The sequence below is a fragment of the Caulobacter sp. HJHS_5 genome (genome assembly GCF_056683955.1).
Genome location: NZ_JBWZNC010000005.1, coordinates 249,108 through 269,102 on the forward strand (window position 1 = coordinate 249,108; position 19,995 = coordinate 269,102).

Genomic DNA, 19,995 nt, shown 5'->3' on the forward strand with positions numbered 1-19,995 from the left:
GTAGGCTCCCCTACGGCTTCGGCGTCAGCCGCTGCAGTCGGCGCCCCTGCACCTCGGCGACATAAAGCACGCCCTTCGAGTCGGTCGCCATCAGGTGCGGGCCGATGAACTGGCCCGGCTGGGTTCCGCGCGTACCGAACGACCCAGCGACGGTGAGGGCCTTGCGGTCGACGACGACGATGTCGTGGTTGCCCCAGTCGGCGACATAGAGCCACCGCTGGCCCGGATCGGCCGATAGGGCCAGACCCGAGGCGGTCTGGCGGCTCTGGGCCTGCCGGTCGATGAACACCTGGCCCTGGTAGACGCCCTCGCGGTCGAACACCTGCACCCGCTGGCTGTCGCGGTCGGAGACATAGACCAGCCCGTCCTTCGACAGTTCGACGCCGTGGACCGAACTGAACTCGACGCTGCCCTCGCCCTGCTGGTCCGGATCGCCCGGCTGCCGCGTGGTCGGCGGCGGCGCCTCCTTGGGGGTGAACGGCGGCGTGCCGCCGAAGGCGCCCCACATGCGCTTGAAGGCGCCGGTCTCGGTGTCGAACACGATCAGGCGGCGGTTGCCATAGCCGTCGGCGACATAGAGTTCGTGGCGCGGAGCGTCGACGTAGAGGTCGGCCGGAGCATAGACGTTGGCCACGTCCTGATCGCCGCCGTTGGCGCCGCGCCGGCCGATCTGGCGGATGAACTTGCCGGCGGCGGTGAAGGCCAGGACCATGTCGTCGCCCTTGCCGGCGGTTCGGTCGCTGCCGGCGATCCAGACCCGATCCTGGGCGTCGACGAAGAGGCTGTGTTCGTTGGTCGGCCACTCGAAGGGCTGGCCCGGACCGCCCCAGGCGCGGATGAACTTGCCGGTGCGGTCGAACTCCATCACCGGCGGCGCGGCCTTGGCGCGCTGCTCGGGCGGCAGGGTGCGTGGGCGATGCAGGACCCAGACGTTGTCGTGGCTGTCGACGGCCACGGCGCTGATGTCGCCGACCACATACTGCGGCGGGACCTTCATCCAGTTGACGTCGTAGCTGAAGCTCGGAGGCTTGCCCGCGCCTTGGGCCGTCGGCGCCTGCGCCATCGACGCCGGCGCGGCGACGAGCAGAGCCGCGGCGAGCGCGGCGGCGGAAACAACGCGACGGAACATCAGGAGCTCTCCCTCGCCGCGTCGCATGAGAATCCGCGCGGCTTTTCCGACCTTATGACCCTAACCGCGCCGGAGAGCGAGCACGCTACTTTCTAATGTTTAGAGCGCGCCGGGCGGGTTAACCGCGCGCACTTAACCCTGGTGCGCTCTAGTCGGCGTGATCGTCGGCCACTCGCCGCGCCGCCGCCGACGCGGCGAAGGTCAGCAGGTTGGCGACCTCATCCATGCGCGCGCCGTTGGCGATGTGCGCCAGCTGCTCAGCCATGTCGGTGACATACTCGGCGCAGCTGTCGGCCGGGCGGAACGTCAGATCGATGGGACGAGGATCGGGGATGGGGCATGACGCCACGAGGGTGGTGGGAAGCAGGTCTTTCCCGCCGTTGCCGAGCCGGATCACGCGGTTTTCGACCCACTGGATCGTACCGTCCGCGCGGATGTAGCGCTTTCGAACCACGAAGCCGTCACCGAAGCCCGACAGCTGATCCAGCAGCCAGCGATTGACCTTGATGTCGTCGGGGTGGGTGACGCACTCCATGGTGACGCCCACCGCGTCCTCGATCGGACGGCCAAGGATGGCGGCGTAGCGGGGGCACGCGGAGATCGTACGCCCCGAGGCGTCGCCGAGCGTGAAGCCGACGTCCAAGGTGTTCCAGATCGCCAACGCTACCCCCCGGCGCAGAGTACTGCGAGGCGTATGCCGCGATTCCGCCAGGCGCGATGTCGCTTTGCACTCTTGGGGCAACGGCAGACGCCCCTCGGGAAAACCCGAAGGGCGCCGCCAAGTCTAATGCACCGTCTAGAACTTGCGGACGTAGGAGACCGACCAGGCGTTGGCGTCGCCGCCGCCGTCGCGGAAATCGTGGCGGGTGTAGTCGCCGCGGATCCCATTGTAGCCGTCGAACGAGTACTGGGCGCCGACGCCGTAGTTCCACGACTCGTTGCTGTCTTCGGCGCTGACGCCCGCGCCGGAGGCCTTGGTCTTGCTGGACCCGTAGCCGACGCGCGCCAGCAGTTCGAAGTTCTCCGTCAGCGGCACGAAGCCGACGCCGTAGACGGCGGCGCTGTGCTTCAGCTCGTTCTTCACCTCGACGCCGGCGACGTTGGTGTTGTCATCCTTCACGCCGAAGCCGAGTTCGCCTTCGACGCCGAAGTTCGGGTGGAACTTATAGCCCAGGCGACCGCCGACGGCGCCGAGCGTGCCGCCGTCACCATCGATCCCGGTGTATCCGAGGTTGCCATAGAAAGCGGGCGCGTCCTGGGCGGCGGCGGGCATGGCGGTCAAGGCAGCAGCGGCGGCGACGGCCGCGCCAGCGGCGAACATGGAAATCTTCATCGAACCAAACCTTCTCAAGCACTCCCAGCCGGTGAAAAACGAGGCTCCGAGGCGAGAGGTTCGATCGCCGAACGACGTCCGGCGGGGAGGTGTGGCCTGCGGGCCACGCCCGTGTGCGGAGATCTGAGGGTCGGCCCGACCTACTCAAACTCTAGGAAAATCAGCGCCGTGCAACGTTCCGGCATGGCTCGGCTTGCGGGCCGATAACCGCCCCGGACGTGCTCGCCACATTCGGGTTCCGTCAAAAAACGTCGCCTACATACGCGTGTCGAGCGCGTCATATGCCTTGCCGGTGGCCGGATTGACCGATTGGCCGGCATGCCAGCCGTCGGGGCACGGCCCGAGTTTCCGATAGCGGACGATATACAGCACCCCTGGGTCTTGCATCGCCAGGGGCTGGGCCCGCAGGCGCACGGTGAAGTCGCTGGCGGGATCGCCGGTCCGCGAGCTGTTCACCACCATGGTGAGGGCGCCGACCTTGCAACGTCCATCGAAACGGCCTTCGCGCACCACCGGCTGTTCGACCATCAGGCAGGCGGAGCCGTTGACCTTCGGCAGCGGCAACTCGAAGCCTTGCCGGACCAGCGGGTCCGCGCAGACATGGGTCTCGGCCAGTTCCTTTCCATCGACATCGAGCGCCGTGGCGCTCCACATCGCCAAGGGAACCTGCTCGATCAGCGTCGCGACGCGCCCGCCCTTCCGGCTCAGGTCATGTCCCATGGCGACGAACGCCGCCGCCACGACCGCAACGACGCCTGCCCCGATGGCGAGCTTTGTTTTCAACGAGATCAGGTCGGTCATGCGAGCACCTCCGGTTTTGACCGAAGTATTACGCTCGTAGTTTTATATTACAATGGTAATCTTCAGCGTCGGCGCTTGGAGCGGTTCACCGCCTGGTCCAGCGCCTGCAGGAAGCGAGAGCGGTCGGCCGGGCCGAAGGGCGCGGGGCCGCGGGTCACCTCGCCCATCGAGCGGAGATGCTCGCCGATGCTGCGGGACGCCAGGGCCATGCCGATGCTGTCCGGCGTGAACGGATTGCCCTTTCCGCTGATCACCAGCGCCTGCTTCTCCAGGCAGCGGCCCGCCAGCGGAATGTCGTTGGTCACCACGATGTCCCACGGCTCGGCCTGCTCGGCGATCCAGTCGTCGGCGACATCCGGGCCCGCGTCGACGATCACCCGCTCGATCAGCGGCTCCTTGGGGACCATCAGGAAGGCGTTGGCGACGACGAACACCTTGAGGGCGTAGCGGCGGGCGACCTTGTAGACCTCCTCCTTCACCGGGCAGGCGTCAGCGTCGACGAAGATGCGCGTCACTCACTCTTCTCCAGGCGCGCCAGCACGGCGCCCTCGGAAACCTGGGCGCCCGCGCGGGCCGAGAGCTCGCTTACCACGCCGTCGAACGGCGCGGTGAGGGTGTGCTCCATCTTCATGGCCTCGACGGTGGCCAGCGCCTGGCCGGCGATGACATGCTCGCCCTCGGCCACCGCCACGCTGACGATGCGGCCGGGCATCGGCGAGACGACCAGCCCGTTGCCCGCCGCCGCCTCCACGCCCGCCGAGCGCGGCGGGGTGAAGGCGTAGGCCTCGCCGTCGACGAAAACGACCGTGGTTTCGCCGAGTTGGAGGATTTCCCCGCCTCTCCCTTCCTCCTGTTGAGGGGGGAAGAGGTTCACGACTCTGCGGCTTTCACCATGCTGGAGTTCGGCCCGCAGTTGCGGCGATGCGTTCAGGCGGAAGCCCGCCAGGGGCGTGTCGCCGATGGCCGCTCCAGCCGCGCGAGCCCACGCAATTTCCGGCGGTTCGGCGGGCGGCAGGAGTTCACCGAGGCGCGCGCCGATGAAGCCGGTGTCGATATGGCCGGCGACGAAATCGGGGTGGTCGAGGCAGCGGACCAGGAAGGCGGCGTTGGTCTTCACCGGCCAGACCTCGACGGCGCGGCAGGCCTCGGCGAGCTTGCGGGCGGCCGCCTCGCGCGTCGGTGCCTGGACGATCAGCTTGGCGATCATCGGGTCGTATAGCGGCGTCACCTCGCCACCCTCCTCCACCGCCGAGTCGACGCGGATGTCGGCCGGCAGGCGGAAGCGAGTTAGGGGTCCCGTCGAGGGCAGGAAGCCGCTGGCCGGGCTCTCCGCATAGAGCCGGGCCTCCATCGCCCAGCCCTGGATCGATAGCTGGTCCTGCGTAAACTGCAGGGGTTCGCCCGAGGCGACACGCAGTTGCCACTCGACCAGATCCAGACCGGTGATCGCCTCGGTGACCGGATGCTCCACCTGCAGGCGGGTGTTCATCTCCATGAACCAGATGCGGTCGGCCGAAAGACCCTGCGAGGCGTCGGCGATGAACTCGATGGTGCCGGCCCCGACGTAGCCCACCGCCCTGGCGGCCTTCACCGCCGCCTCGCCGATGGCGGCGCGGGTCTCGGCGTCCATGCCCGGCGCGGGCGCCTCCTCGATCACCTTCTGATGGCGGCGCTGCAGGGAGCAGTCGCGCTCGAACAGGTGGACGGCGTTTCCGTGCGCGTCCGCGAACACCTGCACCTCAATGTGGCGCGGGCGCGTGACGTAGGTCTCCAGCAGCACGCGGTCGTCGCCGAAGCTGGCGGCGGCCTCACGACGACACGAGGCCAGCGCCGCGTCGAAGTCGGCGGGGGCCTCCACCTTGCGCATGCCCTTCCCGCCGCCGCCGGCCACCGCCTTGATCAGCACCGGATAGCCGATGGCGTCCGCCTCGGCCCTAAGGCGCTCAGCCGACTGATCCTCTCCGAGGTAGCCCGGCGTCACCGGCACGCCCGCCGCCGCCATCCGCGCCTTGGCGGCGTCCTTCAGCCCCATGGCCGAGATCGCCAGTGGCGGCGGCCCGATCCAGATCAGGCCCGCGTCGATCACCGCCTGGGCGAAGCCGGCGTTCTCCGACAGGAAGCCATAGCCGGGGTGGATCGCCTCCACGCCTGCGCCCTTCGCCGCCGCGATCACCGCCGCGCCGTCCAGGTAGCTGCCGATGGCGGCCGCGTCGTCGGCCTCGCGCAGGTGCGGCGCGGCGGAGTCGGCCGGGGTGTAGACGGCGACCTTGCGCACCCCCATCCGCCGCGCGGTGCGAACGATGCGGCGAGCGATCTCCCCGCGATTGGCGATGAGGACGCTGCGGATCATCGAAATTACATCCGGAACAGGCCGAAGCGCGGCGTTTCGGGGATCGGTGCGTTCAGACTGGCGCTGATCGCCAGGCCAAGCACGTCGCGGGTCTGGGCCGGGTCGATGATCCCGTCGTCCCACAGGCGGGCGGTGGCGTAGTAGGGCTCGCCTTCGCGCTCATACTTCTCGCGGACCGGCGCCTTGAAAGCCTCGGCCTCCTCCGGCGTCCACTTGTCGGCGTCGCGGTGGACGGTGGCCAGCACGCTGGCGGCCTGCTCGCCGCCCATCACGCTGATGCGGCTGTTGGGCCAAGTGAACAGGAAGCGCGGGCCGTAGGCGCGGCCGCACATGCCGTAGTTGCCGGCCCCGAAGCTGCCGCCGATCAGCACGGTGAACTTCGGCACGCTGGCGGTGGCGACGGCGGCGACCAGCTTGGCCCCGTCCTTGGCGATGCCGCCGGCCTCGTACCTGCCGCCGACCATGAAGCCCGAGATGTTCTGCAGAAACACGAGCGGAATGCGCCGCTGGCAGGCCAGCTCGATGAAGTGCGCCCCCTTCAGCGCGCTTTCGGAAAACAGCACGCCGTTGTTGGCCAGGATGGCCACCGGATAGCCGTGGATGCGGGCGAAGCCGCAAACCAGGGTGGTCCCATACAGCGCCTTGAACTCATGAAAGTCCGAGCCGTCCACGATACGGGCGATCACTTCGCGCACGTCGTAGGGCGCGCGCACATCCGGCGGGATCAGGCCATAGAGCTCCGCCGGGTCGTATTTCGGCGGGACCGACTTCGTGACGTCGATATCCAAGCTCTTGGTGGTGTTCAGGTGGGCGACGATGTCCCGCACGATCTCGATGGCGTGGGCGTCGTCGGCGGCCACATGGTCGACCACGCCCGACTTGCGCCCATGGGTGTCGGCCCCGCCGAGCTCCGTCGCCGAGATCACCTCGCCGGTGGCGGCCTTCACCAGCGGCGGCCCGGCCAGGAAGATCGCGCCCTGGCTCTCCTCCCCCGCCCCGCGCACAATCACGGTCTCGTCGCTCATCGCCGGCACATAGGCGCCGCCGGCCGTCGACAGGCCCATGACGCAGGCGATCTGGGCGATGCCCTGGGCGCTCATATTGGCCTGGTTGAAGAAGATGCGGCCGAAGTGCTCGCGATCGGGAAACACCTCGGCCTGGTGCGGCAGGTTCGCCCCGCCGCTGTCGACGAGGTAGACGCAAGGCAGCCGGTTCTGCTCGGCGATCTCCTGCGCGCGCAGGTGCTTCTTCACGGTCAGCGGAAAGTAGGCCCCGCCCTTCACCGTCGGGTCGTTGGCGACGACCATCACCTCGCGGCCCGAGACTCGCCCGACGCCGCCGATCACCCCCGCCCCCGGCGCCTCGCCATCGTAGAGGCCGTGAGCGGCTAACTGGCCGATTTCCAGGAACGGCGAGCCCGGATCGAGCAGCCGCTCCACCCGCTCGCGAGGCAGCAGCTTGCCGCGCGCTACATGCCTCTGCCGAGAGGCTTCGGATCCGCCGAGCGCCGCCTGGGCGACGCGGGCGCGCAGTTCCTCGACGAGGGCGCGGTTGTGAGCCTCGTTGGCCTTGAAGGCGTCGGAGCCGGTGTCGAGCTTCGAGGTGAGACCTGTCATGCCCCGATCAGCTCCCGGCCGATCAGGAACCGGCGGATCTCATTCGTCCCCGCCCCGATGTCGTAGAGCTTGGCGTCGCGCGCCAGCCGTTCGACCGGCCATTCCTTGGTGTAGCCCGCGCCGCCGAGGGCCTGCACGGCCTCGAGACTAACCTTCACCGCGTTCTCGCTGGCCAGCAGGATCGCCCCCGCCGCGTCGAAGCGCGTGGTCCTGCCGGCGTCGCAGGCGCGGGCGACGGCGTAGACGTAGGCGCGAGCGCTGTTCAGGGCCACATACATGTCGGCCACCTTGGCCTGCATCAGCTGGAAGCCGCCGATCGGCTTTCCGAACTGCTTGCGCTCGCGGACATAGGGCACGACCACGTCGAGGCAGGCCTGCATGATGCCGAGCGGTCCGGCGGCCAGCACCGCCCGCTCATAATCGAGGCCGCTCATCAGGACCCCGGCCCCGCCGCCGACCGGGCCCATGACATTCTCCACTGGCACTTCGCAGTCCTCGAACACCAGTTCGGCGGTGTCCGACCCGCGCATGCCCATCTTGTCGAGCTTCTTGGAGACGCTGAAGCCCTTGAACCCCTTCTCGACCAGGAAGGCGGTGACGCCCTTGGTCCCGGCCGCCGGATCGGTCTTGGCGTAGACCACCAGCACGTCGGCGTGGGGCGCGTTGGTGATCCAGAACTTCGTCCCATTGAGGATGTAGCCGTCGCCGCGCTTGTCGGCGCGCAGGCTCATCGACATGACGTCGGAGCCGGAGCCCGCCTCGCTCATCGCCAGGGCGCCGACATGCTCGCCGCCGATCAGCTTCGGCAGGTAGCGATGCTTCTGCTCCGCCGCGCCCCAGCGGCGGATCTGGTTCACGCAGAGGTTCGAGTGCGCGCCGTAGCTCAGACCCACCGAGGCCGAGGCGCGGCTGACCTCCTCCATCGCCACGACATGTTCGAGATAGCCGAGGCCGAGGCCGCCGAACTCCTCCTCGACGGTGATGCCGTGCAGGCCCAACTCGCCCATTTGCGGCCAGAGCTGGCGCGGAAAGCTGTTGGTGGCGTCCACTTCGGCGGCCAGCGGCGCGATGCGGTCGGCGGCGAACCGGGCCGTCACCTCGCGGATGGCGTCGGCGGTTTCGCCCAAGGCGAAATCCATCCCGGAAATGTCTTCGTTCCGCATCCCTATGCCCGTCTTGGCGCGTTTTGGAGCAACCTAACGCCCCTTGGCGGGATGCGATAGCCGCCTATGCCGCCGGCACGCTCAAGGCCGCCTTTGGGATGTAGCCGTCGGCCGCCGCCTCGGCGGCGCGCAGCACCTGTCGCAGCAGGGTCTCGGCCAGGATGGGCTTGGGCACGATGTCGTCGAAGGCCTCGAGGCCCGCGTCCTCAGCCCCCGCCGTGAAGGCGAGGATCGGCGTGCGCCGATTGGGGCCGGGCTCGCCGCGGATGCGATAGAGGGCGCTCGGGCCGTCGAGACGCGGCATGCGCACATCCATCACGATCACGTCGCAGGGGGCGGCGCGGGCCAGTTCGATGGCGGCGAGGCCGTCGTCGGCTTCCACGATCTCCGCGCCGTGCGATTCCAGGATGGCCCGCGCCAGCCGGCGATTGGACTCGTTGTCGTCCACGACCATGATCCGCAGGCCGCCGAGGTGGGTCGCCGGCGGTGGAGGGCTCGGCTCCCTGGCCTGCGCGGCGGGCGCCGGGATGCGGAAGGTGAAGCACGAGCCCTCGCCCGGCTGCGACCGAACCTCGATGCGTCCGCCCATGGCCTCGACCAGGGTGCGACAGATGGCGAGGCCGAGGCCGGCCCCCTGGCTGCGGCTCTCGCGCGTGCCGACCTGGGAGAAGCGCTTGAACAGGCGGCCGCGCTCTTCCGCGCTCATGCCCGGCCCCGTGTCGCTGACCGTGACGGTCAGGCTTTCGTCGACCGCGTCCCAGGTCAGGGCCAGGGCGACCTCTCCGGCCTCGGTGAACTTGATGGCGTTGGCGCCGAGGTTGAGCATCACCTGGCGCAGGCGGTCGGCGTCGAGCAGCGCCGCCCTTGGAGCGTCGATGGGACAGGCGCTCCGCAGCGTCAGCCCCTTGGCCTCGGCCGCCGGCTCGAGAATGGCCGTGACCTCCTCCAGGATGGCGCAGGGCGAAGTCGGCAGCGGGGCGATCTGCAGTTGCCCCGCCTCCAGACGCGAATAGTCGAGAATGTCGTTCACCAGCCGCAGCAGGCCCCGCCCGGCGGTCTCGATCCGGCGCACATAGCCGCGCGCCGTATCCCCCAACTCGCCCGAGCCGAGAAGGTCGGCGAAGCCGATCACGGCGGTCAGCGGCGTGCGGATCTCGTGGCTCATGTTGGCCAGGAAGTCGGCCTTGGCGGCGGCGGCGGCGTCGGCGTCGCGCCGCGCTTCGGCCAGGGCCGCGTCACGCAGCATCTCCTCGGTGACGTCGCGGACCACGTCGATCACGGCGGCGCCGAGCATGTCGCCCCGCGGCAGCAAGGCCGGGCTCGATTCCAGCCAGACCCAGCGGTCGCCCGACTTGTGACGCCCGCGCCAGCGGATGCGCACGCTGGTGACGCCGCACTTCAGGGCGTCGAAGCCGGTCTGCAGGCCTTTGACATCGTCGGGATGGACATAGCTCATGCCCACCGTGCCGACCATCTCCTCCGGCTCGTAGCCGAGCAGGCGGCGGCAGGCGGGCGTGACGAAGCTTAGCACGCCCTCGGCGTCGCTGGCCACGATCATGTCGCTGCTGTTCTCGGCGATCAGCCGATAGCGGGCCTCGCTGCGCGTGAGAGCCTGCTCGGCGGCGATCCGCTCGGTCAGGTCCAGAACCTGGGCGATGTAGCAGGCCGGCGCGCCGTCGGCGTCGCGGGTCACCGAGACCGTCAGCTGCGCCCAGACGATCGAGCCGTCGCGGTGCAGATAGCGCTTGTCGAGGGTGTAGTTCGGGATATCGCCCTGGGCCAGGCGACCGAGCAGCTCAAGGTCGATGTCGAGGTCGTCGGCGTGGGTGATGGTCTGGAAGTCGGTGGCCAGCATTTCGGCCTCGGTCAGACCCAGCAGAGCCTGGAACGCCGTGTTCACCCGGATGAATCGGCCCTCCGGCGAGACGAGGGCCATGCCCACGCCCGCATTGGTGAAGGCCGCTTCGAAAAGGTCAAACATTCAGTCCCTCGCGCGGGGACCGAGCGAAACGGCCCCGCGCCTCGATCCCCCGACAACGGCTCGCACTCTAACGGGTCGCGGTGTTCAATCCCTTACCGTGAAGACGATATCATTCGGCTCTGGCCTTTTGCGCCGGGCGCCGCCATCGTCCAGCTTCAGTCAGCAGAACATCGGGATAACGATGCGACCCCAAGCCGAGGAAGCTCTTCACCGCGACACCGTGCGCCAGATCACCCTGCGGCTGATGCCGCTGTTCGGCCTGATGTACCTGATCGCCTATATCGACCGGCAGAACGTCTCCTACGCCAAGCTGCAGATGGCGTCGGCGCTCAGCCTGTCGGAAGCGGCCTATGGCCTCGGCGCGTCGCTGTTCTTCCTGGGCTATTTCCTGTTCGAGGCGCCCAGCAACATCGTCCTCGCCAAGGTTGGCCCCAAGGTCTGGCTCGCTCGGATCATGGCCACCTGGGGCCTGGTGACCATCCTGCTCGGCTTCACCCAGAACGCGACGATGTTCTACGTGCTGCGCTTCCTGCTCGGCGTGGCCGAGGCCGGCTTCTTCCCCGGCGTGCTCTATGTGCTGACCCTTTGGTTCCCGGCGCGCGATCGCGGTCGCATGGTCGGTTGGTTCATGATCGCCAGCGCCCTGGCCAACGCCGTGGGCTCGGCCATCGGCGGCGCCCTGCTCGACCTCGACGGCGCCCTGGGCCTGGCGGGCTGGCAGTGGGTTTTCCTGGCCACCGGCGTGCCGGCCATCGTCCTCGCCCCGATCTCCTTCCTGCTGATCCCCAAATCACCCGAGACCGCCCCGTGGCTGTCGGACGAGCGCAAGACCTGGCTGGCCCGCACCCTGGAAGCCGAAAACGTCGCCGCCGGCACTGTCGATCACTCCAACCCCCTCAAGGTGTTGGCCGACCCGCGCGTGCTCCTGATCTGCGCCATGTACATCGGCCTGCCGCTGGCGGCCTACGGCCTCAGCTACTGGCTGCCGACCATCGTCAAAAGCTTCGGCGTCTCCAACACCACCAACGGCTTCATCAATGTGATCCCCTGGCTTCTGGTGGCCGTCGCCCTGTGGTGGAACCCGCGCCACTCGGCCAAGACCGGTGAGAAGACCTGGCACATCGTCATCCCTTGCCTGGTCGGCGCCGTCTGCCTGGTGGCCAGCGTCGTCGCCCCCGGGCCCGTGCCGCAGTTCGCCTTCCTGTCGGTGGCCGCCGCCTGCATCTTCATGGGCCAGCCGGTGTTCTGGACCCTGCCGCCGTCGTTCCTGCGCGGAGCGACTGCCGCCGCCGGCATCGCGGTGGTCAACTCCTTCGGCAACCTCGGCGGCCTTATCGCCCAGACCGTGGTGCCGCTGATCAAGGACATGACCGGCAGCAACCTCGCGCCGATGTTCTTCCTGGCCGCCTGCCTGGTCTATTCGGCGGCGATGGTCTTCGTCGTGCAGGCGGCCCTGCGCAAGCGGGCGCCCGCCGGCGGCTGATCGCCGGGGCTTGGTCGCATGGGACCGGTGCTGCTCTGCGACTGGGGCACGACCAACCTGCGCGCCTGGCGGTTCGATCCGGCCGCCGGGGTCACCCTGGCCCGCGACTTTCCGATGGGCATCGCCGCCATCGGCCGTGAGGCGCCGCGGTGGTTCGCGGCCCATGCGCGGCCCGCGATGGACGCCGAAGACCTGCCGGCCCTGCTCTGCGGCATGGTGGGGGCCGACCTCGGCTGGGGCGGCGCCGGCTATCATCCCTGTCCCGCCTCGGTATCCGACCTCGCCGGGGGCCTCGCCACGGTGTCGCGCGAAGGCCCGCCCGTGCGGATCGTGCCCGGCCTGAGCTGCCGACGCCCCGACGGCGGCCCGGACGTGATGCGCGGCGAGGAAACCCAGATTCTCGGCTGGCTGGCGGCGGACGGCGCCCGCGCGGTAGGCACACGCCGGCTCTGCCTGCCCGGCACCCACAGCAAGTGGGCGGCGCTGGAGCACGGCCGGGTCAGCGGCTTCACCACCTACATGACCGGCGAGCTCTACGGCCTGGTGATGCGCCATTCGATCCTGCGCTCCGACGGCCCCACCGACGATGTGGCCGCCTTCGACGCGGGGCTGGACGCGGCGGGCGATGGGGGCGGCTTGGCCGCGCGGCTGTTCTCCACCCGGGCGCGGGTGGCGGTCGGCGAGGCGGACGCCGGGCAGAACCCGTCCTTCGTCTCCGGCGTTCTCATCGGGGCCGAGGTCGCGGCCGCGCTGACCGAGGCGCCCACGACGGCGGTCGACCTGATCGGCGCTCCGACGCTCTGTCGCTGGTATGCGCGGGCGGTGGAACGGCGCGGGATCGCCGCTAGGGTCCACGACGGCGCGGACGCCTCGCTCGCCGGCCTGATCGCCATCCAGGGGGCCATGGGAGACTCCGCATGACGCTCGCCGACGCCCTCGCCGCCTGCCCCGTAGTCGCCATCCTGCGCGGCGTCCGTCCCGAAGAGGTCGTCGCCACGGCCGAGGCCCTGGAGACGGCCGGCGTCCGCGCCGTCGAGGTGCCGCTCAACTCGCCCGAGCCGCTGGACAGCATCGCCCTGCTCGCCCAGACCTTCGCGGGCCGCATGGTCGTCGGCGCGGGCACGGTGCTGACCGTCGCCCAGGTGAACCAAGTCGCCCAAGCCGGCGGAACGCTGATCGTCTCGCCCAACACCGACCCGGCCGTCATCGCCCGCGCCGTCGCCCTGAAGCTCGATCCCGCCCCCGGTTTCGCCACCGCCAGCGAGGCCTTCTGCGCCCTAGCCGCCGGGGCGCGGCATCTAAAGCTGTTTCCCGCCGTCACCTACGGCCCGGGCCATCTGCGCCAGCTGAAGGCGGTGTTGCCCGGCGAGGCGACGCCGTGGGCGGTCGGCGGCGTCGGGGCGGCCGATCTCGCGGCATGGTGGGAGGCCGGGGCGCGCGCCTTCGGCATCGGCTCGGAAATCTATCGTCCGGGCCAGACCGCCGCCGAGACCGCCGACAAGGCCAGGCGTCTGGTCGAGGCCGCCAATGCTTTGACGCAAAACTGACCGGAACGCTCGCCAGCGCCCATCGTTAGCCTCCCGCCACACAAGGGAGACGACCATGGCCGACGCCCGCGAGATCGAGACCAAGTTCTGGAAGGCGCTGAAGGACGACCGCACGCTGATGCTCGGCCTGCCGGATGTCGAAGAAGGACGCGCCCAGCCGATGACCGCCCAGCTCGACGACTGGGAGGACGAAACCCATCCGGCGGCCATCTACATCTTCACATCGAAGGAAACCGACCTGGCGCAGGACATCGGCGAAGGCCGCAGGTTCACCGCCAACTTCGCCTCCAAGGGCCACGACCTGTTCGCGACCTTCGACGGCGAAGTGCGCCCGTTCAACGACCGCTCGACCATCGAGCGGCTGTGGAACCCCTTCGTCGCGGCCTGGTTCGAGGGCGGCAAGGACGACCCGAACCTGCTGTTGCTCCGCCTGGAGCCGGAGGACGCCCACATCTGGCTGAACGAAAACAGCCTGTTCGCCGGCGTGCGCCTGCTGCTCGGCCGCGACCCCAAGAAAGACTACGAAGGCAAGACCGCCGAGGTCCACCTCTCGTAGCGCTACCCCCGTCCCTATTGGGGCGTCTCGCGGTTGGTCGCGCGGGCGAGCATCTTGAAGGCGTAGACCATCGCCCGGACGCGCGCCTCGCGGCGGGTCGGCCCGTTCAGCTTCGGCAGGCCCAGGGCTGAAAGCTCGTCCATGGCCGCGTCCGAGCCGTCGTTCGGGTGGGAGCCGATCCAGTAGAGGATCTTCGGCAGGTCGGCCGGCGGGATCGCCTGCAGGAGGCGCCCCTGCACGACGCGCGGCAGATAGGGCTCGATGTCGGCCATCTGCAGAAGGTCGGGCACGGCGGCGATGTAGAGGATGTTGCGGGCCCTCTGAACCGGATCGGGGTCTTTCGCCGGCGCCCAGGTGGCGAGGCCCGAGCGCACCTCGGCCAGTTGGGGCTGGGCGGCGGGCTCGGCGAACTGGTCGGCGGCGGCCCAGGGCGCGATGACGCCCGAATCGGCCGGCAGGGCGTCGAAGATGACGTTGGCGATGTCGGTGTCGGTCACGTCCTGCCAACGGGTCGGCGGCGAATCCCGTCTCGGCGGCGGCGGAGCAGCGGCGAGCGTGGGCGTCGGGGCCGGCGGCGCGCTCGCGGTTGGCGCGGCGGGGACGACGGGCGGCGCTGCCGGCTTTGGTTCGGCAGTCGGCGGCGGGGCGGGTTCGGGCGCCGCTTTCGACGGCTCGGGCGAGGCGGCGGCGGGAGGTTGCGGAACATAGGCTTCCGGCCCGGCGATGGCGGCCGCGGCGGCGCCTTCCTCGGCGACCTTGGCGGCGGCGATCCGGCCATTCATTTCGGCGACGACGCCGACGACGATCCACACCGCCAAGGCGGCGAACACCCAAAGCTTGCCGCCGCGCTCGGCTGGACGGCCGCTTTCCCAGCGGAACATGCGCGCCGAGGCGAAGGCGCCGCCGAAGCCGATCAGCAGCAGGGCGGCCAGTTCGAAGGTGACGCCGGCCAGGCCGCCGCCGCTGACGCTGGCCTGCAGCGCCTGCACCGCGTAGCGCCCGGGCAGGAAGGCCGAGACGTGCTGCGCCCATTCCGGCAGCGACGACAGGCGCACCGCCACGCCGCCGATGATCAGCATCGGCAAGAAGAGGCACTGCCCCAGCGCCTGCACCGCCGGCACGTTGTCGGCCAGCATGGCGATAACCAGGCCCAGGCCCATGAAGGCGATGGCGGCGCAGGTGAAGGCGACCAGCAGGCCGAGCGGATGCACCGGCATGCTCATGCCGATGGCCAGGGCCAGGCCCACTTGGATCAAGGCGGCGCTAAGCAGCAGCAGGTAGCGGACGATCAGGGTGCTGGCCAGGAAGGCCCAGGTGGGCGTCGGCGTCAGGCGGAAGCGCCGCCAGACGCCCTTCTCGCGCTCGCTGACCATGGTCGTCGGCAGGCCGAAGCACGCGCCGCCGAGCGCCGTGACCGTGAGCAGTTCGCCCATGTGCGCCACCAGCGGCACGCGGTCGTGGCGATAGATGGCCCAGAAGGCCAGCAGGAAGATCAGCGGGAACAGATAGCCGTAGATCATGGCCATCGGATTGCGGAAGTTCAGCTTCACGCTCACCCAGGCGTGGCGCAGCACGGCGTTCATCGGGCGGCTCCCGCGGTGAGTTGCAGGATGACGTCCTCCAACGTCGCCTGCCCGGCGGTCAGGCTGACGATCTTCACCTTGCGGCGGTTCAGTTCGGCGACCAGTTCGGCCAGGGCGGCGTTGACGTCGCTGGCGGTCAGGGCGACCTCTTCGTCGCTGACGGTCACGTCCGCGCCGTGCTTGAGGCTCGGGGCCTCCCCGGCCGGCTTGTCGGTCTGGGCGACGATGCGGGTCGCCGCGCGCGAGCGGGCGATCAGGTCGCGGGGCGTGCCCTCGGCGACGATGCGGCCGCCGGCCATCACCGCGATGCGGTCGCAGAGGGCCTCGGCCTCCTCCATGTCGTGAGTGGTCAGCAGGACCGCGCGGCCCTCCTCGCGCATCCGCCGGATTTCGTCATGCAGCTCGCGGCGGATCTGGGGATCGAGGCCCGAGGTCGGCTCGTCGAGCACGATCACCTGCGGGTCGTTGACGAAGGCCAGGGCCAGGGCGACGCGCTGCTTCTGACCGCCCGACAAGCTGCCGTAAGACGCGTTGGCCTTGGCTTCGAGGCCGAAGCGAGCGAGCAGGCCGCGCACATCGGCCTTGCGGCCGTAGAGGTCGGCGAACAGCTCGACGGCTTCGCGCGGCGTGATCTTGTCCTGCAGACCGGTGGCCTGCAGCGCCGCGCCGATCTGGCGCTTGGCGGCGGTCTGATCGCGCCGGGCGTCAATGCCGCAGACCTCGATCTGGCCGCTATCGGGCGAGGTCAGGCCGATCAGCGATTCGACGGTGGTGGTCTTGCCCGCGCCGTTCGGCCCGAGCAGGCCGAAAATCTCACCGCCCGCGATGGAGAAACTCACCTGCGAGGCGGCCTTCACCGGGCCGTAAGCCTTGGAGAGGTCGCGCACGACGACCTTCAAACGTTCGCCTTCTGGCGGGGACATGGCGTTCCGAGTCTACCGCCGGAGCGGCCCGGCTGGGCGAACTTAGCCCAACCGGACCAAACCGGAAGCGTCGATCAACGGGCGCGGCGCGCCAGGTCTTCGTCAGTCCACGGCTCTTCGCGGTGGCTGTAGGCCTGACGGGTCTCCTTCACGGCGGCGGCCACGATCGGAGCGCCCTTGTTGCCCCAAGACTGACGGATGAAGGTCAGCACCTGGGCCACCTCTTCGTCGGGCATGGCGGCGCCGAGCGGCGGCATGGCGCCGATGGGACCGTCCTTGCCGTTCAGCAGGATGCGGATGATGGCGTCGTTGGCCACACCGGGGTTGGCGTACTTCGAACCCGCCAGCTTGGCGCCGACATGCTCCATGCCCTCGCCCGCGGGGCCGTGGCAGGCTTCGCAATTGTTGGCGAAGACTTCCTTGCCGGCGACGAACAGCTTCTCTTCTTCCGGCGAGCGCGGCGGCGCGGCCGGGGGCGGCGGCTTGCCGGGCCAGGTGACCTGGGCCAGCACCGCGTTGGCGGCTTCACCCAGGGCGCCCGGTTGCTTGCCGAGGTTGGTCAGCTCGGTCGGTTCGGCGGCCAGTTCGCGGCCGGCCGTGGCCACGTTCTGGCGAGTCACCCCCGCCACGCCGCCGCCGGCGCGGTTGCCGGCCACGGCGCCGTCACCCTGGCGGGCGCCGCCCTGGAAGCCCGTGCCGATGCCCTTCAGCAGGGCGACGCGAACGGCTTCCGGCTTGCTGTTGTCCGAGGCCAGCTTCAGCACCGCCTCCGTGGCGGCCTGATCGCGGCTCTTGCCGAGCGCGCTGGCCAGGACGGTGACGGCGTCGATGTTCGCCGGCGCCTGAGCAAGCTCGTTCAGCACGCCCGTCTCCTGCCCGCCCAGGCCGCTGACCGCGATGTCGATCAGGATGGGATCGTTCGGATACTGCTTCATCAGGGCGACGATCGGGGCGACGCGCTGCTCCTTCGGCAGTTCGCCCAGGGTGGCGACCAGCTGGCGGAGCACGATCTTGTTGGTGTCGCTGGCCTTCTTCCGCACGGCGGCGCTCACCGCCGGGTCGGTCAGCCAATGCTCCGAGAGGCGGATGGCGGCGGCGCGGACATCCGGCGAGGCGTCGTCGAGGGCCTTCAGCACCGTGGCCTTGTCCGAGCTTTGAAGCCCGTCGAGGGTCCACAGGGCCTGAACGCGGGTGTAGGCCTGCGGCGCGCTGGTCGCCAGGCGGATCAGGGCGGGGGCCACCGACTTGTCGCCGCGCTGAACCAGCAGCTGCTGTGCGGTGTCGCGCCACCAGGCGTTGGCGTGGTTCAGGTGTTCGACCAGTTGAGCCGGGGTTTCCTTGCTCATCTGCGGCTGCTTGTCGAAGGTCATGCCGTCGTAGACCACACGCCAGATGCGGCCGTAGTGCAGGCCTTTGGCCAACTCGCGCTGGGCGTTGTAGTCGCGCAGATAGTCGGTCTGGATCGGGCCGTCCTGCGAGATGCCGCGGTACATGTCGACGACGTACATGGCGCCGTCGGGGCCGCCGATGACCTGGGTTGGCCGGAAGCGGACGTCGGTCGAGGCGATCAGTTCGCCCTTCTTGTAGAAGTCGGTCGCGCTGAAATCGCCGTTGTCGTTCTTCAGGTTCAGCAGGTGAACGATATTGGTCGGGCCATCGACCACCAGCGGCTGGTTCTGAATGTCCTTCGGCAGCTTGTCGGCGCGGTAGATGAAGGGCGAGGAGACGCCGCCGTAGTAGGTCGACGAGCCGTCTTCACGGAAAATCTCGGTGCGGTAGCCGCGGTTGATGCCGCGCGTCGGGTGCACCGGCCAGATCAGGGTGTCTTCCTGCTTCACCAGGTTCTCGTAGAGACCCTTGGTCCGCACCTGGTTGGGGTTGCGCAGGTAGTACTTGGGCGCGACGTAGTCGACGAACAGCGGGTCGGTGTTGACGTTGCGGTAGATGCGGCCGCCGTTGTCCTGGGTCACGCCCCACTGGCCGCGGCTCAGGTTCGGCGTCGTCGAGAACTTACCGTCCTTGAACTGGATGTTGTAGGTGAACTCCGACACCACCAGGGTGTTGTCCATGCCCCAGTAGAGACCATTGGCGGTGTGTTCGACGTTGCCCTTGACGCCGAAGCCGCCGTCCACCAGCTCGCGGGTGTCGGCCTGCAGGTCGCCGTTGGTGTCGCACGCCTTCCAGAGGTTCGGCGGCTCGCCGACCAGGGCGCAGTTCTTGTCCAGAATCTTCAGCGCGCGCGGCAGGACGATCTTGTCCATGAACACGGTGCGCTTGTCGAAGACGCCGTCCTTGTTGGTGTCTTCCAGGACGACCACTTGGTTGATGGGCTCCAGGGAGTCGGTGAACTTGTCGTCGATCGAGAAGCCCGGCATCTCGACCACCCAGAGGCGGCCGTCGCCGTCAAACTCGGCGATGATCGGGTCCTTCACCAGCGGTTCGGAGGCCACCAGCTCGAGGCGGTAGCCCGGCGCCAGGTGGAAGGTCTTCAGCGCGTCGGCGGGCGAAAGCGGCGGCGGCGCCTTGGTTTCATCCTCAGCCACCACCGGGGCGGGCCACGGACGATTCAGCATCGTGGTGAGGGGCTTCAGCACCCCCGTCTGGGCCATGACGGCCAGCGGCACGACGACGGCGGCCGTACACAGGCCAGCCACCACAGCGGAACGACGACGCATTCGGTGTTTCCCCACTTTTATCTGCGCGGCGGTATACACCCACACGCGGAAGCTTCCACTGAATTCTGTATACGATTTTAGCCGACCAAATTGCGTCCGCTCTGTAGCATTCATGTCGCAATCGGCCCGGCGCCTTCCCTTATAAGAACCGCATGAGCAGAACCGCCGCCTCCGGGGAGACGCCCACTTCGCCCAAACGCGCCGCCTGGCGCTGGCTAGGCCTCACGCTCGTCGTGCTGCTGGCGATCATCCTGCCCTTCGTGCTGCTGGAAGACCGCCTGATGGCCTGGACGGCGGCGGCCTTCGATTATGTGCGCAGCAATCCCTGGCTGGGCGGCGGGCTGGTGGTCGGGCTGCTGGCCGGCGACGTGCTCCTGCCCGTGCCGTCGAGCATCGTCAGCGCCGCCGCCGGGGCCGCGCTGGGCTGGAAGCTGGCGGCCGCGGCGATCTGGGTCGGGATGACCCTTGGCTGCATCGTCGGCTATGCGCTCGGCGCCAGCGCCGGCCGGGGCGTCGCCCTGCGCGTGGTCGGGGCAGGCGAGCTCGATCGCGCCCGCCGCCTGTTCGATAACATCGGCCCCGCCGCCCTGATCGTCACCCGGGGCGTGCCGGTGCTGGCCGAGGCCGGGACCCTGGCCGCCGGCGCGGCCAGGATGCCGTTCTGGCTGTTCCTGCTGTCCACCGCCGTGGCCAACCTCGGCGTCGCCCTCGCCTACGCGGGGGTCGGGGCCGCGGCGGCGTCTTCGAGCTCGTTTTTGATCCTTTTCATTGGCCTGGCCACCGTTCCGGCCATTGGTTGGGCGGTCTGGCGGCTGGCCCTCCGCCGTCGCGCGAAGTCTGTCTGAGAGCGTCCCC

17 protein-coding genes are annotated in these 19,995 nt (G+C 69.3%); 5 read left to right on the forward strand and 12 right to left on the reverse strand.

Annotated features, from left to right (window positions below; all coding sequences use genetic code 11):
- Positions 1–10: 10 nt before the first annotated feature.
- The 9 genes from ACFLIT_RS11655 to ACFLIT_RS11695 all read right to left on the reverse strand — a co-directional run bounded on the left by ACFLIT_RS11655 (position 11) and on the right by ACFLIT_RS11695 (position 10,373).
- Positions 11–1,129, reverse strand: a complete 1,119-nt coding sequence (locus ACFLIT_RS11655) for an NHL repeat-containing protein (protein WP_479911400.1) — start codon at positions 1,127–1,129, stop codon at positions 11–13.
- 148 nt (positions 1,130–1,277) lie between these two features.
- Positions 1,278–1,790 carry a PAS domain S-box protein gene (locus tag ACFLIT_RS11660; protein WP_479911401.1) on the reverse strand — a complete coding sequence of 171 codons (513 nt, stop codon included), beginning with the start codon at positions 1,788–1,790 and terminating at the stop codon, positions 1,278–1,280.
- 135 nt (positions 1,791–1,925) lie between these two features.
- Positions 1,926–2,462 carry a porin family protein gene (locus ACFLIT_RS11665; protein ID WP_479911402.1) on the reverse strand — a complete coding sequence of 179 codons (537 nt, stop codon included), beginning with the start codon at positions 2,460–2,462 and terminating at the stop codon, positions 1,926–1,928.
- A 255-nt stretch (positions 2,463–2,717) separates the two neighbouring features.
- Positions 2,718–3,263 (reverse strand): hypothetical protein, encoded by a 546-nt coding sequence (locus ACFLIT_RS11670; protein WP_479911403.1) that lies wholly within the window; start codon positions 3,261–3,263, stop codon positions 2,718–2,720.
- A gap of 62 nt (positions 3,264–3,325) precedes the next feature.
- Entirely contained in the window at positions 3,326–3,778 is a 453-nt protein-coding gene (locus ACFLIT_RS11675; protein WP_479911404.1) for a YaiI/YqxD family protein, read from the reverse strand.
- Positions 3,775–5,613, reverse strand: a complete 1,839-nt coding sequence (locus ACFLIT_RS11680) for an acetyl/propionyl/methylcrotonyl-CoA carboxylase subunit alpha (protein ID WP_479911405.1) — start codon at positions 5,611–5,613, stop codon at positions 3,775–3,777. Before ACFLIT_RS11680 ends, ACFLIT_RS11675 begins: the two co-directional genes overlap by 4 nt.
- A gap of 5 nt (positions 5,614–5,618) precedes the next feature.
- Positions 5,619–7,229 carry a carboxyl transferase domain-containing protein gene (locus tag ACFLIT_RS11685; protein ID WP_479911406.1) on the reverse strand — a complete coding sequence of 537 codons (1,611 nt, stop codon included), beginning with the start codon at positions 7,227–7,229 and terminating at the stop codon, positions 5,619–5,621.
- Positions 7,226–8,368 carry an isovaleryl-CoA dehydrogenase gene (locus ACFLIT_RS11690; protein WP_479911407.1) on the reverse strand — a complete coding sequence of 381 codons (1,143 nt, stop codon included), beginning with the start codon at positions 8,366–8,368 and terminating at the stop codon, positions 7,226–7,228. Before ACFLIT_RS11690 ends, ACFLIT_RS11685 begins: the two co-directional genes overlap by 4 nt.
- A gap of 88 nt (positions 8,369–8,456) precedes the next feature.
- Positions 8,457–10,373, reverse strand: a complete 1,917-nt coding sequence (locus ACFLIT_RS11695) for a PAS domain S-box protein (RefSeq protein ID WP_479911408.1) — start codon at positions 10,371–10,373, stop codon at positions 8,457–8,459.
- Between the two features lie 181 nt (positions 10,374–10,554).
- Between ACFLIT_RS11695 and ACFLIT_RS11700 the strand changes: the two genes are divergently transcribed.
- Genes ACFLIT_RS11700 through ACFLIT_RS11715 form a run of 4 tightly spaced genes read left to right on the forward strand, consistent with a single transcriptional unit; the run spans position 10,555 to position 13,959 of the window.
- Positions 10,555–11,856 carry an MFS transporter gene (locus tag ACFLIT_RS11700; RefSeq protein WP_479911409.1) on the forward strand — a complete coding sequence of 434 codons (1,302 nt, stop codon included), beginning with the start codon at positions 10,555–10,557 and terminating at the stop codon, positions 11,854–11,856.
- An 18-nt stretch (positions 11,857–11,874) separates the two neighbouring features.
- On the forward strand, positions 11,875–12,777 hold the full coding sequence (locus tag ACFLIT_RS11705) for a 2-dehydro-3-deoxygalactonokinase (RefSeq protein ID WP_479911410.1): 903 nt from the start codon (positions 11,875–11,877) through the stop codon (positions 12,775–12,777).
- Positions 12,774–13,403 carry a 2-dehydro-3-deoxy-6-phosphogalactonate aldolase gene (locus ACFLIT_RS11710; protein ID WP_479911411.1) on the forward strand — a complete coding sequence of 210 codons (630 nt, stop codon included), beginning with the start codon at positions 12,774–12,776 and terminating at the stop codon, positions 13,401–13,403. Before ACFLIT_RS11705 ends, ACFLIT_RS11710 begins: the two co-directional genes overlap by 4 nt.
- Positions 13,404–13,458: 55 nt before the next feature.
- A complete protein-coding gene (locus tag ACFLIT_RS11715) occupies positions 13,459–13,959 on the forward strand; it encodes a pyridoxamine 5'-phosphate oxidase family protein (protein ID WP_479911412.1) in 501 nt (166 codons plus the stop codon).
- A 14-nt stretch (positions 13,960–13,973) separates the two neighbouring features.
- On the opposite strand, the gene ACFLIT_RS11720 is transcribed toward ACFLIT_RS11715, so the two are convergent.
- From ACFLIT_RS11720 to ACFLIT_RS11730, 3 genes are all read right to left on the reverse strand, one after another.
- Positions 13,974–15,542, reverse strand: a complete 1,569-nt coding sequence (locus ACFLIT_RS11720; protein ID WP_479911413.1) for an ABC transporter permease — start codon at positions 15,540–15,542, stop codon at positions 13,974–13,976.
- A complete protein-coding gene (locus ACFLIT_RS11725; RefSeq protein WP_479911414.1) occupies positions 15,539–16,465 on the reverse strand; it encodes an ABC transporter ATP-binding protein in 927 nt (308 codons plus the stop codon). The genes ACFLIT_RS11720 and ACFLIT_RS11725 overlap by 4 nt, the downstream gene beginning before the upstream one ends.
- Before the next feature lie 74 nt (positions 16,466–16,539).
- Positions 16,540–19,140 (reverse strand): DUF7133 domain-containing protein, encoded by a 2,601-nt coding sequence (locus tag ACFLIT_RS11730; protein ID WP_479911415.1) that lies wholly within the window; start codon positions 19,138–19,140, stop codon positions 16,540–16,542.
- A 152-nt stretch (positions 19,141–19,292) separates the two neighbouring features.
- Here ACFLIT_RS11730 and ACFLIT_RS11735 point away from each other — a divergent pair, with 152 nt between their 5' ends.
- Complete coding sequence (locus tag ACFLIT_RS11735) at positions 19,293–19,985, forward strand: TVP38/TMEM64 family protein (protein WP_479911416.1); 693 nt, start codon at positions 19,293–19,295, stop codon at positions 19,983–19,985.
- Positions 19,986–19,995: the final 10 nt, after the last annotated feature.

Coding starts and splice junctions, on each gene's coding strand:
- ACFLIT_RS11655 (WP_479911400.1), bottom strand. CDS start 1,129: ATGTTCCGTCGCGTTGTTTCCGCCGCCGCGCTCGCCGCGGCTCTGCTC.
- ACFLIT_RS11665 (WP_479911402.1), bottom strand. CDS start 2,462: ATGAAGATTTCCATGTTCGCCGCTGGCGCGGCCGTCGCCGCCGCTGCT.
- ACFLIT_RS11670 (WP_479911403.1), bottom strand. CDS start 3,263: ATGACCGACCTGATCTCGTTGAAAACAAAGCTCGCCATCGGGGCAGGC.
- ACFLIT_RS11680 (WP_479911405.1), bottom strand. CDS start 5,613: ATGATCCGCAGCGTCCTCATCGCCAATCGCGGGGAGATCGCTCGCCGC.
- ACFLIT_RS11685 (WP_479911406.1), bottom strand. CDS start 7,229: ATGACAGGTCTCACCTCGAAGCTCGACACCGGCTCCGACGCCTTCAAG.
- ACFLIT_RS11690 (WP_479911407.1), bottom strand. CDS start 8,368: ATGGATTTCGCCTTGGGCGAAACCGCCGACGCCATCCGCGAGGTGACG.
- ACFLIT_RS11695 (WP_479911408.1), bottom strand. CDS start 10,373: ATGTTTGACCTTTTCGAAGCGGCCTTCACCAATGCGGGCGTGGGCATG.
- ACFLIT_RS11700 (WP_479911409.1), top strand. CDS start 10,555: ATGCGACCCCAAGCCGAGGAAGCTCTTCACCGCGACACCGTGCGCCAG.
- ACFLIT_RS11705 (WP_479911410.1), top strand. CDS start 11,875: ATGGGACCGGTGCTGCTCTGCGACTGGGGCACGACCAACCTGCGCGCC.
- ACFLIT_RS11710 (WP_479911411.1), top strand. CDS start 12,774: ATGACGCTCGCCGACGCCCTCGCCGCCTGCCCCGTAGTCGCCATCCTG.
- ACFLIT_RS11715 (WP_479911412.1), top strand. CDS start 13,459: ATGGCCGACGCCCGCGAGATCGAGACCAAGTTCTGGAAGGCGCTGAAG.
- ACFLIT_RS11720 (WP_479911413.1), bottom strand. CDS start 15,542: ATGAACGCCGTGCTGCGCCACGCCTGGGTGAGCGTGAAGCTGAACTTC.
- ACFLIT_RS11725 (WP_479911414.1), bottom strand. CDS start 16,465: ATGTCCCCGCCAGAAGGCGAACGTTTGAAGGTCGTCGTGCGCGACCTC.
- ACFLIT_RS11730 (WP_479911415.1), bottom strand. CDS start 19,140: ATGCGTCGTCGTTCCGCTGTGGTGGCTGGCCTGTGTACGGCCGCCGTC.
- ACFLIT_RS11735 (WP_479911416.1), top strand. CDS start 19,293: ATGAGCAGAACCGCCGCCTCCGGGGAGACGCCCACTTCGCCCAAACGC.